Origin of the sequence: Paraeggerthella hongkongensis (assembly GCF_003726035.1) — a bacterium.
Taxonomy (GTDB): domain Bacteria; phylum Actinomycetota; class Coriobacteriia; order Coriobacteriales; family Eggerthellaceae; genus Paraeggerthella; species Paraeggerthella hongkongensis.
Genome location: NZ_QICD01000011.1, coordinates 1 through 13,268 on the forward strand (window position 1 = coordinate 1; position 13,268 = coordinate 13,268).

Sequence of the window (13,268 nt, forward strand, 5' to 3'; positions counted from 1 at the left end):
AGATGCTGGCAAAGGTGAGGGCACACCCGACAGGTACGGCTCAGGCATCGTCTGGGAGGAGTTCCACATGCCTACGAATTACAGGCAGTGAATAATTGGATCGGACACACTTTTTGAAACATAACCCGCATTCTATTAGCCCAGTTCACAGGGATGCGGCTTTTGAGTGTGCGAGTCCGTACGCAACATTGGAGTAAAAATCGGGCAGTCAGGGATCACGTGTATGTTGGCGTCGATCTGCCAAGAGCGCGGTTTGGCGTAAAGGAGCAGCTTCTTGGTCGAATACTTCAGGTGCGGGGCGAAGGCTTTTCGCTGTAAAGCGCCACTATCCCGCGGGCGAATGCGAGGGCGCGCCTCCTGAACGCTTCCGTGCGCGGATCCCTCTGCGCATCTCGGAGCCGTCGCTTGATGCGACATGCGTCGTTTGCCCGCTTGTCCGCTACCCTGCGTTTTCGATGCCCAGCAGGTTGAACAGCTCTTTGCGAGAATGCACGTCGAGTTTTTGGTAGATATGCTTCACATGGGTCTTTACGGTGCTGTTCGCTACGAACAACTCGCGTTCGATGTCGGCAGGCTTCTTCTTCTGTGCAAGCAGCAGAAGGATCTCTTCTTCGCGTTGGGTGAGCGCGGCTTGCTCTGCGAGTTCTTGGCACTTTATTCCTAGGCGATTTCTTTCGGTCGGCATGTTTTGGTCGTCTTCGAGGGTTTCCTTGAGCACGGCACCCCATGGGGAGGAGAGTTGCTTTTCCGAAAGCAGCAGCTTTGTTGCGAAAACTACCGACAAGGTGACCACGACGCCCAACGCAACATCAACCGTGAAAGGTGACGCAACAAGGCTCGTGAGGTCTCTTGTTCCGATTCCTGCTTGCACTGAGGCAAGGCGCACTGCTCGCTCGATTCCGAACAGCCATAGCGCGTTGACGCCGTAGCGGTAGACAAGGTTGCTGAGAATGATCATGATCACAATCAAGCAAAGCGTGTAGCTGCCAAGAGCGCAGAAGCTTGAAATGAAGCTTCCTCGTGGAACGAACTCCCCGAAAGGAACGAGTGAGAACACGATAAGCAGCAAGGCTATCTTGCAAAGTGCGGAGAATTGGAAAGCCGTGCGACGCAAACTGATGCAGGCGTATACGAGGACGCCTGCAAACACGCAGCCCAATCCCGAGTGGATGCCAAGCGGCCCTTCAAATACATGCTCGCACAGTCCGTATGAGAACGAGTAAAGCGCTACGACGGCGATTGGCTTCCAAGGAAGAGAGAACGATCCCCAAGCAGCATGGGGCCGCTCGGTGTCGGGGAGGTAAGAGTACGCCTGCTTGAGGCATGCGAGCGATACGATTGGGACAAGACAGGCGCAGACGAACAGCCATGGCAGCGCCAAGCCCTTGAAGAGCCACAGGATGAGCGATCCGACAACAATTCCTCCGGAGTAGTAAAGGGCTACGCGCAAAGGGTTCAGGCATCCGAAAAGCTCCGACCACAGCAATATGAGAAACGCTATGCCCACTCCTCCTGCTACGACGGCGGGGATCCCCAGGTATAGGCCGGTTTCAGGGTCGAGGATGGAGTAGAAATTGCAGCATGTTGATGCGATGAGGCAGATGGCGGCAACAGGGGCGGGCCACGACTTGCCGTACAGAGGCGCAATCTTGCTTGCGCCAAACGCAACGACGACGAGCGTGATGGCGGTAATCGTGTTGAATGCGGTGAAACCGGTGAAGGAGCTTGTTTGAAGGGGGAACGCTATCGAAGTGTTGGCGTACAGGGTTTCGGTCCATGCGCGAAAAATCCCCATTCCCGCAAAGCAGAACGGCATTCCCAGCAGTTTTCTTCGTTCGCCCTCCATGCGCCCCTCCTTTACGCGTCTCCCCAGACGTGCGGATAATTATACCGACTTGCATGAGCTTGCAGGGCATCCAATACGTGCGTGAGCTGGAAATCCCCCTGTTTTCAGCAAGAAGGGGGAGAAGGGGAGACGCAAATTCCCCTGCTTAAAGCAGCTGGCGGGTGACGATCCTTCATCGTTTCCGACGTAGAGTTTTGTCCAGCATCAAGCAGATGCGAGACCGTGCGAAAGCAAAGAGCGAGAAAGGGAGGCGGTTTCATGAAGGAGTTGTCTCGTAGGGGTTTTCTGACTGCAGCGGCGGTAACGGCTGCGGGTGCGGCTGTTGCGGGTATGGCGGGGTGCTCTCCGAAAGATGCTGGGGAGCAGAAGAAGGAAGAGGCGGTGCAGACGCGCTGGAGCTGGGAAACGAAACCCGAGCCTATTGCGGATGGAGACATTACAGAGACCGTCGATACTGAAATTTGCATCATAGGATTGGGCTCTTCGGGCACGACGGCTGCACTTGCTGCCGCGCAAAGCGGGGCTAAAGTGACCGTGCTTCAGAAGATGGAGAAGGTCCAGACGAACGGGTGGTGTGTGGCCGCCTACAATTCCAAGAAGTTCTTGGAAGCGGGCCAGACGTACGATTTGCCTCAGATTTACGCCGATTTTGCCAACTTGTCCAATGGCCGCGACAATCCGCGTGCGGTCAACCTGTTCCTGCGTCGCAGTGGCGAGGTTGTAGACTACATCATTCGTCAAACGCCTGAGCATACGCCCGTCATGTTGGAGAGCGGTCATACGTATGGCTGGTTTATCAACAACGATATGGCGACGCGCTATGAGCAGTTCCGTCTGCTTCTTAATACCATGGTTGAAAAAGCGGTGGCTGCAGGGGCAAATATCATGTACGAAACCCCTGCGGTTCGTCTTGTCCAGGACGAGAGCGGTCGCGTGACAGGAGTTGTAGGCCAGCGTAAAGACAAGTCGTATGTGAAAATCAACGCGTCAAAAGGTGTTCTCATGGCCACGGGCGACTTGTCCGACGACCCCGAAATGCTCGAATGCTTCGCTCCTATGCTGCAAGGCGTGCAGACCATGCACGGCGCGCCATGCAACACGGGCGACGGTCACAAAATGGGTCTTTGGGCCGGTGCGGCCATGGACGAAGGTCCGCACTGCATCATGATGCACTTCGATCCCACGTGGATGCCCGAAGGCGGTGCTCCCTATTCCGGCATTCCATGGCTGCGCGTGAACCTCAAGGGCGAGCGTTTTGCGAACGAGGACCTGGGCTATCAGAGCGTTGTTACGTCCGTCCGTCTTCAGCCGGAGCAGACCGCTTTCCAGATTACCGACGCTCATTGGGCCGAGCATGCGGCAAAAGGCGATTACAAGCATCCCAACAGTCACAGCCGTGCTACCACGAACCCGGAAGCCGACTGGCAGGACGCTATCGAGCGCGGTGCCATTGTGAAGGCCGACACGCTTGAAGAGCTTGCGGACGCTTGCGGGATCGAGAAGGCTGCATTCCTCAAGACCGTTGCCCGGTACAACGAGCTTTCCGAAAAGGGCGTTGACGAAGATTTCGGCGTAAACGGCCAATTTATGTCTTGGAATGCAATCAAGCAGCCTCCGTTCTACGCAGTGAAGCGCATGCCCGCCGTTCTCAGCACCGTGAGCGGTTTGAAGATCAACGAAAAGCTTGAAGTGGTGAAGCCCGATGGCGAGCCTCTGGGCGGTCTGTACGCTTCTGGCAACGTTTCCGGTTCGTACTATGGCGATGACTACCCGCTGTTCATTACGGGCGGATCGCATGGCCGCGCTTGGACGTTCGGCGTGCTTGCCGTGCGTTCGGCGCTCGGCAAGCTGGACGAGCCTCTCGATACCTTGGGCGCGTAGCCTGCACCCACGGACCTCGCAGCGTCCCCTCCCTCCCCGGGCGCTTGCGAATGCAGCCTCCCCGACGGCTTCGGCTGTCGGGGAGGCTTTCGCGTTCGCGATGGATCCGTCGGCCTGTTTCGCGTCAACCCCGCGCTGTTTGCGTGTTGGATCTGGGCAATTCCTAGGCGGCTTCTTGTCGTGCTCGTTGATTCGTGCTGTAATCGTTTCCTGTATATAGCAGAAAGCAGCTGGGAGCACCTTCGTGCCCATCGTTGATTCGGAGCCGTTTTGACCGATCTTTCAACCTCGTATCCGTTCGTGTACCTACACGGGATCCTTGCCCATGATCGCAGCGCGATCGAGTCGAACCTGTGGGGCCGCATTCCGCAGGAGGTTCGTCGACGCGGCGGCATCGCGATGTTCGGAAACCAGGACTCCCTCGGATCCGTTCAATCGAACGTTTACCAGCTTGAGCGTACGCTGGAGATGGCTTTTAGGCTGACCGAAGCCCCCAAGGTGCACATCATCGCCCATTCCAAAGGGGGCCTCGACGCGCGCTGCTTGGCTCATCGACCGAGCATGCAGGGTCGTATCGCCTCCATTACCACGTTCGCAACGCCCCATGGAGGATTGAGAACCGCCGATCATTTTCTCGGGATGAGCTCGTCGTGCTTGGAGAGGATCGCGTCTCCCATCAACTGGAAGGCCACGAAGAACGGCGACATGTACGCCGACTGCATCGGCGTGCTGCATGATTTGTCGACGGAAGGCGCTGCCCGCTTCAACGAGGCGTACCCCGATTTGCCCGATATCGTGTACCGGACGTTCGGAGCCGTCGAGCAACCGCGTCATCGCTCGCCTAAGGGCGCGTGGATGCACTGGATGGTGAAACGGCACGATGGGGAGAACGACGGGCTGGTTCCCACCTGGTCCACGAAACGCGATCCTTGGCAGGAGCTGCGCGTACCGGAAGGCGAGCCCGGGCTCAACCACAACGACGTCATCGATCAGCGCAAGCGCGATACGCCTATCATTACGGGCGACGGGCGCACATGGGACTCCATCGTCGAGGTTCATCTGGATCTTATAGAGCAGCTCGCTTCCATTCGGTAGCGGTGAGACGAAGGGACGGGGTCAATGACTCATTTTCGGCCGCAGGCCAGAAAATGAGTCATTGACCCCGTCCCTTCGTCTCACCGCCTCTGCTGCGCGCTAGCGCAGCAGCTTTTCCACGTAGGCGAGCTTGACGCAGCAAACGAACACGTCCATAGCCTGATCAAGCTCTTCAAGCGGCGGGAGGCTGGGCGCGATGCGAATGTTCGAGTCGCGCGGATCCCGGCCGTAGGGGTACGTGGCTCCTGCGCCGGTCATGGTAACCCCGGCTTCCTTCGCCAATTCCACGGCGCGCGCAGCCGTTCCCTCCGGCGCGTCGAGCGACACGAAGTAGCCTCCGCGCGGGTTGCTCCATGAGCATTCGCCCACGTCGGCCAATCCCTCTTCCAATTTGCGAACCACCAGCTGAAACTTCGGACGCAGGATGGCGGCATGCTTGCGCATATGCTCCGTCAGTCCTTCGGCGTCGCGCAGGAAGCGCACGTGGCGCAGCTGGTTGAGCTTGTCGTGCCCGATGGTCTGCGCGCCCATACGACGCTTGATTTCGGCAATGTTCGCCGGGCTGGCCGCCATGGCGGAAATTCCGGCTCCCGGGAACGTGACCTTGGACGTGGAGGCGAACTTGAAGCAACGGTCGGGATTTCCCGCTTCGGCGCAAGCCTGCGCGATGTCAAGCAGGAGGTCCTGCTCGTCCACCGCTTCGAACAGGTGGTGCATTCCGTAAGCGTTGTCCCAGAATATACGGAAGTCGGCGGCGGCGCAGGTCATGGACGCCAGGCGTCGCACCACTTCGTCGGAATACGTGACGCCGCCGGGATTCGAGTACTTCGGCACGCACCAGATTCCCTTGACCGCCGCATCCGATGCGGCGATGCGCTCCACTTCGTCCATGTCGGGACCGTCTTCGGTCATGGGAACGGGGATCATCTCGATGCCGAACGCCTCGGTCACGCCGAAGTGCCGGTCGTAGCCCGGCGTCGGGCAGATCCAGGCAACGCGATCGAGCGAGCACCAGGGGGTTGATCCCAAGGTGCCGAACATCCAGCAGCGCGCCACGGTGTCGTACATGATGTTCAAACTGGCGTTGCCGAACACGATCACGTTTTCCGGCTTGTCGTCCAGCATGACGGCCATGAGCTCCTTTGCTTCGGGCAGGCCGTCGAGCACGCCGTAGTTGCGTGCGTCAGCGCCGTCCGCCGCCGTGCAGTCGTCGGTTGTCCGCAGCGTTTCCAGCAGGGGCATGCTCAGGTCGAGCTGAGCCTCGGCGGGTTTCCCGCGTGCCATGTTGAGCGCCAGGCCCCGTGCTTTGAATGCGGCGTGCTCCCGCTCCAAACTCGCTTTGAGTTCGGCTAGCTCTTCGGTTCCCTGCTCTGCATAGGCTGTCATCATGCGTCCTTCCGCCTGATCGAATCGGTTGCGTTGGCTCCTTAGTATAAAGTAAATGATGATCGACGGAGCGATTGTCGAAGGTCATCGTCGAGCAATATCGGGGAATCGCGCCCGCCGATCCCGACCGAACCCTTGGGCGGCTTGGCGAATAGTCGGCCTTTCGCAGGTGGATATGCCGTATAATCCCATCGTTTCACACATCTTCCGATTCCATCGGACCAATAAGAGGGGAGGGGACGAACGTGGTCACCAGCGATTTCTGGACCGTACTGGCGATGCTCATCTACTTCATCGTCGTACTGACCATCGGCTTCGTGTACGCGAAGCGATCAAACTCGTCGACGGCCGAGTACTTTTTAGGGGGGCGCGGCGTTGGGCCATGGCTCACGGCGCTGTCGGCCGAGGCGTCGGATATGTCGGGTTGGCTGCTCATGGGCCTTCCGGGCGTAGCGTATTTCACCGGTGCCTCCGATGCCATGTGGACCGCTATCGGCCTGGCGATCGGTACCTACTTGAACTGGAAATTCGTGGCGAAGCGTTTGCGGAAGTATTCCGTGGTGGCGGGCGACTCCATCACGTTGCCGGAATTCTACAGCAAGCGCTTCCATGATACGAAGAACATCGTATCGACGGTCGCGGCGATCATCATCATGGTCTTTTTCTGCGTCTACGTGGGCAGCTGTTTCGTGACCTGCGGAAAACTGTTCGCCACGCTGTTCGGCCTCGATTATTCCACCATGATGGTGCTCGGCGCCATCGTCGTGTTCCTGTACACATTGGTGGGCGGTTACCTCTCCGTTGTCGCGACCGACTTCGTGCAGGGCGTGCTCATGTTCTTCGCGCTGGCCGTGGTGTTTATCGGCTCGGTGGCCTGGGCGGGAGGCGTCGACAACACGGTGGCGTTCCTGCAGAACATCCCCGGCTTCTTGAGCGGCACGGAAATCGCGGTGCCCATCGTGGACGAGGCCGGCAGGCAGATCGTGGAAAACGGTGCGCCGCTGTTCGACGTTCCGGCTGATTATCCGCTCATCACCATCGCTTCCATGCTGGCGTGGGGTCTTGGCTACTTCGGCATGCCGCAGGTGCTCGTGCGCTTCATGGGCATCCGCGACGCCGAGGAGATCAAGAAATCGCGCGTCATCGCCGTGGTGTGGTGCGTCGTGTCGCTGGCATGCGGCATCTGCATCGGCCTGGTGGGCCGCGCTATCATCCCCACCGATTTCGCAACGCAGGCGGCGGCCGAGAACGTGTTCATCGTGCTTTCGCAGATGATTCTGCCGCCCTTCATGTGCGGCGTCGTGGTGTCCGGCATCTTCGCCGCATCCATGAGCTCGTCGTCCTCGTACCTGCTGATCGCCGGTTCGTCGGTGGCCGAGAACATCTTCCGCGGCGTCATCAAGAAGGACGCCACCGACCGCCAGGTCATGATCGTCGCGCGTCTCACGCTCATCGCGGTATTCCTGTTCGGCATATTCGTGGCGTACGACGAGAACTCGTCCATCTTCGGCGTGGTCAGCTACGCATGGGCTGGTCTGGGCGCATCGTTCGGACCGCTTACGCTGTGCAGCCTGTACTGGCGCCGCACCAACATGCAAGGCGCGCTGGCCGGCATGATCGCCGGTACGGCAACGGTGCTCATCTGGCATAACCTCGTCAAGCCCCTGGGCGGCGTGTTCGGCATCTACGAGCTTTTGCCGGCGTTCATCGTGTCGCTTTTGGCCATCGTTATCGTGTCGAAGCTTACCGCTGCGCCGTCAGAGGCCGTGCAGCACGAGTTCGATCACTACATGGAGGCCGATGTCTCGAAGTAAAGCGGTTTTGCACCTGCCGAACCGAATGGAAACGGGCTCGATGCGCAAGCGTCGGGCCCGTTCTACTATATATAGGAGTAGGGGCACAAGTGGTTGTGGTAATGCATTTGCCCAGTTCCCAGGCTCATTAACCCATTGCGAGCCCGATGCGGCGGACGGCTTCTCGAGTGGTTGCTCAGTCTTTCCTACCTGAGCAGGGGTTATGAAATGCCTCCACAACGCTTTTTGTTCCACGGCGCAAACATGGTATTATTCGTTCAGCTTTTGCCCATACGTACTACGTGCTCAATCTAGGAGGCTTTCGCATGAGCGAGCATCTAATCGGACTTGACAGGCGAGCATTTATCAGCGGCGCTGCTGCGCTCGGCGCCCTTTCTTTTATGGCTCCGAAGGTCGCGTTCGCAGAGACGGCTGCTGAGAAGCAAGCCGAAGCTGACGCCGTCCGCAATCAGTTGGTCGGATTGCAGGCTGACCTCGAGGCAGCCGAGATCAACTATTATTCCGCGCTGGACAAGCGCGACGCTGCCAAGCAGGCCATGGAGGCCGAGCAGGCGAAGATCGACGACGCCAACGGCAAGATCGCCGATCTCCAGGACAAGCTGGGAACGCGTGCGCGCAGCATGTACCGTTCCGGTTCTTCGAGCTTCCTCGATTTCGTTCTGGGCGCTACGTCGTTCGACGAGTTTACGCAGAACTGGGATCTTCTGAACCAGATGAACGAGAACGACTCGAACATGGTCAACGAGACCAAGACCCTGCGCGAAGAGCTGCAGGCTGCCAAAGACGAGTATGCTCGCCAGGAAAAGATCGCGTCGCAGAAGGCTGAAGAGGCCAAGCAGATTCAGGCTGAGGTTCAGGCCAAGGTCGATAACGCGGCCAAGCTGGTCAGCACGCTCGATGCCGAGGCGCAGGAACTTCTGCTGCAAGAGCAGGCTGCCGCAGCGGCGGCCGCAGCAGCAGCCGCTCAGGCTGCTGCCGAGGAAGAGGCTCGCAAGCAGCAGAATAACACCGGCGGTGGCGGCGGCGGTTCCATCGTGTATCCCGGCGGTGGCGGCGGCGGTGGAAACACTGGCGGCGGCGGTGGCGGTAACACCGGCGGCGGCGGCGGAAGCGTCGGCGACTACAGCGGCGTGGTAGGCTACGCTATGAGCCGCATCGGCTGCCCGTACGTTTGGGGCGCCGAGGGGCCGGACGCGTTCGACTGCTCCGGCTTGGTTACGTGGGCGTACCGTCAGGTCGGTCGTTACGTGCCGCACCAGAGCGAGGCTCAGTACGCTGCTGCTTCCAATATCGTTCCGGTGTCCCAGGCTCGCCCCGGCGACGTCCTGTGGCGCTACGGCCACGTTGGCATCGCGGTCAGCTACGGCGGCTCGCACTACGTGCACGCGCCAACCTTCAACGCTTACGTGCGCGACACCGACCCCTTGTCGTGGTCGCAATTCACGGCGGCGCTTCAGTTCTAAGTTGGAAAACCATATACGAAAAGAGGGCTTCGGCCCTTTTTTCGTATCGCGCGCAAGCGCCGGATGTCGAAAGGGGAGAGGGATGCGCGTAACCGTTGAACTTGAGAACGGGCTTTTGCCTGACAGGTTCGGGAAATACGCCCCGGAGGAATACACGGTGGAGGGAAACCCTGTTCGCTCGTTTCCTTTCGAGGTGGCGGACGTGCCGGAGGGCGCGCGGTCGCTTGCGCTTGCGTTCGTTGATTGGGATGCCATTCCCGTGGGCGGATTCTGCTGGATTCACTGGCTTGCCTGCAATATTGCGCCCGACGCAACCCGTATTCCCGAAAATGCAAGCGCGTCGGGGGCCGTGCCCTGCGTTCAAGGATCCAACAGCAATTGGTCGCCTCTTGCCGGCGCAAGCTCCAACCCGCAGGTAACGCAGCGCTATTCCGGACCGTATCCTCCAGACAAGACGCATGTCTACACGCTGACCGTCTATGCGCTCGATTGCGAACTCGGCCTTCCCGAAGGGTACTACCTTAATGAGTTTCGCCGCGCCATCCGGGGCCACGTGTTGGCTCGGGCATCCGTCGAGTTGCCCAGCAGAGCGTAGGGGAGCGTCGTCGCATGAGTCGGGTCGAAAGCGTCGTTCACCCGATCGAGCCGGTGTTCGACGAGTCTTCGCGCGTGCTTGTCTTGGGAACCATGCCTTCGCCGGCTTCGCGCAGGGCGGGCTTTTACTACGCCCATCCCCAAAATCGCTTCTGGAAGGTCTTGGCGGCTTTGTTCGACGAGCCGGAGCCAAGGGGTACCGATGCTCGCGCGCAATTTGCGCTTCGGCACCATATAGCGCTTTGGGACGTATTGGCGTCGTGCGCTATTGAAGGCGCCTCGGATGCAAGCATTGCGAATCCAATCCCCAACGATCTGGAGCGCATCGCGCGAATCGCCTCGATTTCCACGGTGCTCACCACGGGAAGAAAAGCCGAAGAACTTTTCAAGCGCTACGCAAGGAAAATGATCCCGGAAGCAAATTTTGTGCCGCTTCCTTCGACAAGCGGAGCGAATGCTCGTATGAACCTGGATGTCCTCATAAGTGCGTACCAGCCGCTGTTGCAAGCCGTTTCTCCAGGTGGTAGCGGTATAAGGGAGAAAAAACCTGCCGTCTCTATATCCATGCAGGAGGGTCAAAGTGAGGAGGAATGATGGAGACACGCCCGGAGGCGTGTAGATGGTTGACACGGTTTGAATCCTAGCGTATTATTCTCCTGCTCGCTCGTTCGGGACAAACGAAAGAGCGGCAGGCAGCTTGATAAATACACATGAATTGAGCAGCGAATTATGGGCGTGTGCCCGAGTGGCTAAAGGGGACGGGCTGTAAACCCGTTGGCTATGCCTACCTAGGTTCGAATCCTAGCGCGCCCACCATCTTTCGCCTGTGTAGCTCAGTCGGTAGAGCACTTCCTTGGTAAGGAAGAGGTCGTCGGTTCAAGTCCGATCGCAGGCTCCATGCTAAATGGCGGTGTAGCTCAGTTGGTCAGAGCACACGGTTCATACCCGTGGCGTCACTGGTTCAAATCCAGTCACCGCTACCATTTGCATTATTCCGCGTCCGCTTTGTCGGACGCGTCGTTATTTTTTGTTTTGTTTTCGCGAAAGCGAACCCTATAAGGAGGATGACACATGGCTAAGGAGAAGTTCGAGCGTTCCAAGCCGCATGTTAACATCGGCACCATCGGTCACGTTGACCACGGCAAGACGACGCTGACGGCTGCTATTTCCAAGACGCTGTCCGAGAACGACGGCTCTCACGGCACCGCTCACGCCGACTTCACGGCTTTCGAGAACATCGACAAGGCCCCCGAAGAGCGCGAGCGCGGCATCACGATCTCCATCGCTCACATCGAGTACGAGACGGAAGCTCGCCACTATGCTCACGTTGACTGCCCCGGTCACGCTGACTACGTCAAGAACATGATCACGGGTGCTGCTCAGATGGACGGCGCCATCCTGGTTATCGCCGCTACCGACGGCCCCATGGCTCAGACCCGCGAGCACATCCTGCTCGCCCGTCAGGTCGGCGTTCCCTACATCGTCGTCTTCCTGAACAAGTGCGACATGGTCGACGACGAGGAGCTCCTCGAGCTCGTCGAGATGGAAGTTCGCGAGCTGCTCGACAGCTACGAGTTCCCCGGCGACGACACCCCGATCATCCGCGGCTCCGCTCTTAAGGCTCTTGAGGGTGAGAAGGAGTGGCAGGACAAGGTTTGGGAGCTCATGGACGCCGTTGACTCCTACATCCCGACGCCGGAGCGCATGGTTGACAAGCCGTTCCTGATGGCTGTTGAGGACACCATGACCATCACCGGTCGTGGCACCGTTGCCACCGGCCGTGTCGAGCGTGGCGTGCTGCACGTGAACGACCCGCTGGAGATCATCGGTATCAAGGAAACCGCTAACACGGTTTGCACCGGTATCGAGATGTTCCGCAAGCTGCTCGACGAGGCTCAGGCTGGCGACAACATCGGCTGCCTGCTTCGCGGCGTTAAGCGCGAGGACATCGTTCGTGGCCAGGTTCTCTGCAAGCCCGGCAGCGTGACCCCGCACACCGAGTTCGAGGGCCAGGTCTACATCCTGACGAAGGAAGAGGGCGGCCGCCACACGCCGTTCTTCGACGGTTACCGCCCGCAGTTCTACTTCCGCACGACGGACGTGACGGGTGTTGCTCACCTTCCCGAGGGCACCGAGATGGTCATGCCGGGCGACAACATCGAGATCAAGGGCGAGCTCATTCACCCGATCGCGATGGAAGAGGGCCTGCGCTTCGCTATCCGCGAGGGTGGCCGCACGGTTGGCTCTGGTCGCGTGACCAAGATCATCAAGTAGCACCCTGTTTCATCAGTTAACCTTATGCGGGGCCCGCATCAGCGGGCCCCGTTCATGAGAATTCATGTGTATGTGATTCGAGCGCCGTTCGGATTAGGTAAAAGGAGAATTCATGCGTACGTTGGTCACCTTGGCATGCACGGAGTGCAAGCGCCGCAATTACACGACCAAGAAGAACAAGCAGAACAATCCCGACCGTATCGAGTTGAAGAAGTACTGCAAGTGGTGCCAGTGCCACACGGTGCATAAAGAGACCCGATAGCGCGTCTGAGGTTTGCACGAGCATAGGCCAGTAGCTCCAATTGGTAGAGCGGCGGTCTCCAAAACCGCATGTTGGGGGTTCGAGTCCCTCCTGGCCTGCCAGCTCGAGATATGAGCAGCTTGCATTCAGGTTGCTTGGATGAGCAGCTTGGAATCAGGCTGCTTGTTTGGCGTTTAGACGGATAACGATCCCCGGTTAAGGAATCAGATGGCGAAGAAATCAAAGACACAGCGTGCGAAGGCTTCTGCTGCTCGTGCTGCTCGCAAGGAGCAGGCGCAGCTTCAGGCTGCCGAAGCCGAGGCGAGCAAGGTCGCCGAGGCAGACGCTGTTGAAACTGAAGCGCCCAAGAGGAAGTTCTTCAAGAAATCCCAGAAGAACGAAACGTCCGTGAACGACGGCAAGCAGGAAAAGGCGCAGCGCAAGGAACTTGAGAAGAAGGCTGAGAAGAAGCCGGCGAAGAAGCGCCGCTTCGGTTTTCTTAAAGACGTGCGCTCCGAGCTGAAGCGCGTTACCTGGCCGACGAAGCAGGACGTGCTCCGTTGGAGCGTTGTCGTGGTTGTTGCACTGCTGTTCTTCGGTGTGTATGTCGCCGTACTTGACAACGTCGTTATCACGCCGTTGTTGATCGGGATTTCTGGTTTGGGGGCTTAGCA

At 58.9% G+C, this 13,268-nt stretch carries 11 protein-coding genes and 4 tRNA genes; 13 read left to right on the plus strand and 2 right to left on the minus strand.

The genetic code is table 11. The features are described 5' to 3' along the window. Nucleotides 1–439: 439 nt before the first annotated feature. Nucleotides 440–1,846: a helix-turn-helix transcriptional regulator gene (locus tag DMP08_RS06765; RefSeq protein ID WP_123192185.1), complete on the minus strand. Its 1,407-nt coding sequence runs from the start codon at nt 1,844–1,846 to the stop codon at nt 440–442. 258 nt (nt 1,847–2,104) lie between these two features. Here DMP08_RS06765 and DMP08_RS06770 point away from each other — a divergent pair, with 258 nt between their 5' ends. Together DMP08_RS06770 and DMP08_RS06775 are read left to right on the plus strand one after the other, a co-directional pair. Further along, nucleotides 2,105–3,727, plus strand: coding sequence for an FAD-dependent oxidoreductase (locus DMP08_RS06770; protein ID WP_123192236.1), 1,623 nt, complete (start codon nt 2,105–2,107; stop codon nt 3,725–3,727). Nucleotides 3,728–3,997: 270 nt separating this feature from the next. Further along, entirely contained in the window at nt 3,998–4,822 is an 825-nt protein-coding gene (locus DMP08_RS06775; protein ID WP_123192186.1) for an esterase/lipase family protein, read from the plus strand. A gap of 99 nt (nt 4,823–4,921) precedes the next feature. Here DMP08_RS06775 and DMP08_RS06780 read toward each other — a convergent pair whose 3' ends face one another. Further along, nucleotides 4,922–6,208: an aspartate aminotransferase type Ic gene (locus DMP08_RS06780; protein ID WP_123192237.1), complete on the minus strand. Its 1,287-nt coding sequence runs from the start codon at nt 6,206–6,208 to the stop codon at nt 4,922–4,924. Nucleotides 6,209–6,453: 245 nt separating this feature from the next. Between DMP08_RS06780 and putP the strand changes: the two genes are divergently transcribed. The 11 genes from putP (at nt 6,454) to secE (ending at nt 13,266) form a co-directional block, all read left to right on the plus strand. Continuing rightward, a complete protein-coding gene (gene putP, locus DMP08_RS06785) occupies nt 6,454–8,022 on the plus strand; it encodes a sodium/proline symporter PutP (RefSeq protein WP_123192187.1) in 1,569 nt (522 codons plus the stop codon). 305 nt (nt 8,023–8,327) lie between these two features. After that, on the plus strand, nt 8,328–9,485 hold the full coding sequence (locus DMP08_RS06790) for a coiled-coil domain-containing protein (RefSeq protein WP_123192188.1): 1,158 nt from the start codon (nt 8,328–8,330) through the stop codon (nt 9,483–9,485). Nucleotides 9,486–9,567: 82 nt separating this feature from the next. Further along, on the plus strand, nt 9,568–10,080 hold the full coding sequence (locus DMP08_RS06795) for a YbhB/YbcL family Raf kinase inhibitor-like protein (protein WP_123192189.1): 513 nt from the start codon (nt 9,568–9,570) through the stop codon (nt 10,078–10,080). Nucleotides 10,081–10,094: 14 nt separating this feature from the next. Continuing rightward, nucleotides 10,095–10,673: a DNA-deoxyinosine glycosylase gene (locus DMP08_RS06800; RefSeq protein ID WP_123192190.1), complete on the plus strand. Its 579-nt coding sequence runs from the start codon at nt 10,095–10,097 to the stop codon at nt 10,671–10,673. 137 nt (nt 10,674–10,810) lie between these two features. After that, a tRNA-Tyr gene (locus DMP08_RS06805) sits at nt 10,811–10,895 on the plus strand. Between the two features lie 6 nt (nt 10,896–10,901). After that, nucleotides 10,902–10,977 (plus strand) — tRNA-Thr (locus tag DMP08_RS06810). 8 nt (nt 10,978–10,985) lie between these two features. Next, nucleotides 10,986–11,062: transfer RNA gene (locus DMP08_RS06815), tRNA-Met, on the plus strand. Nucleotides 11,063–11,150: 88 nt separating this feature from the next. Next, nucleotides 11,151–12,353 carry an elongation factor Tu gene (gene tuf / locus DMP08_RS06820; protein ID WP_114567172.1) on the plus strand — a complete coding sequence of 401 codons (1,203 nt, stop codon included), beginning with the start codon at nt 11,151–11,153 and terminating at the stop codon, nt 12,351–12,353. A gap of 112 nt (nt 12,354–12,465) precedes the next feature. Next, nucleotides 12,466–12,615, plus strand: a complete 150-nt coding sequence (gene rpmG, locus DMP08_RS06825; RefSeq protein ID WP_080803366.1) for a 50S ribosomal protein L33 — start codon at nt 12,466–12,468, stop codon at nt 12,613–12,615. Nucleotides 12,616–12,639: 24 nt separating this feature from the next. After that, nucleotides 12,640–12,716: transfer RNA gene (locus DMP08_RS06830), tRNA-Trp, on the plus strand. A gap of 106 nt (nt 12,717–12,822) precedes the next feature. Continuing rightward, the gene (secE, locus tag DMP08_RS06835) at nt 12,823–13,266 is read left to right on the plus strand and encodes a preprotein translocase subunit SecE (RefSeq protein WP_123192191.1); all 444 of its coding nucleotides are present in this window, start codon (nt 12,823–12,825) and stop codon (nt 13,264–13,266) included. Nucleotides 13,267–13,268: the final 2 nt, after the last annotated feature.

Excerpts from the sequence above, each read along its gene's own strand:
- DMP08_RS06765 (WP_123192185.1), bottom strand. The coding sequence starts at position 1,846 with ATGGAGGGCGAACGAAGAAAACTGCTGGGAATGCCGTTCTGCTTTGCG.
- DMP08_RS06770 (WP_123192236.1), top strand. The coding sequence starts at position 2,105 with ATGAAGGAGTTGTCTCGTAGGGGTTTTCTGACTGCAGCGGCGGTAACG.
- DMP08_RS06780 (WP_123192237.1), bottom strand. The coding sequence starts at position 6,208 with ATGACAGCCTATGCAGAGCAGGGAACCGAAGAGCTAGCCGAACTCAAA.
- DMP08_RS06790 (WP_123192188.1), top strand. The coding sequence starts at position 8,328 with ATGAGCGAGCATCTAATCGGACTTGACAGGCGAGCATTTATCAGCGGC.
- DMP08_RS06795 (WP_123192189.1), top strand. The coding sequence starts at position 9,568 with ATGCGCGTAACCGTTGAACTTGAGAACGGGCTTTTGCCTGACAGGTTC.
- DMP08_RS06800 (WP_123192190.1), top strand. The coding sequence starts at position 10,095 with ATGAGTCGGGTCGAAAGCGTCGTTCACCCGATCGAGCCGGTGTTCGAC.
- tuf (WP_114567172.1), top strand. The coding sequence starts at position 11,151 with ATGGCTAAGGAGAAGTTCGAGCGTTCCAAGCCGCATGTTAACATCGGC.
- rpmG (WP_080803366.1), top strand. The coding sequence starts at position 12,466 with ATGCGTACGTTGGTCACCTTGGCATGCACGGAGTGCAAGCGCCGCAAT.
- secE (WP_123192191.1), top strand. The coding sequence starts at position 12,823 with ATGGCGAAGAAATCAAAGACACAGCGTGCGAAGGCTTCTGCTGCTCGT.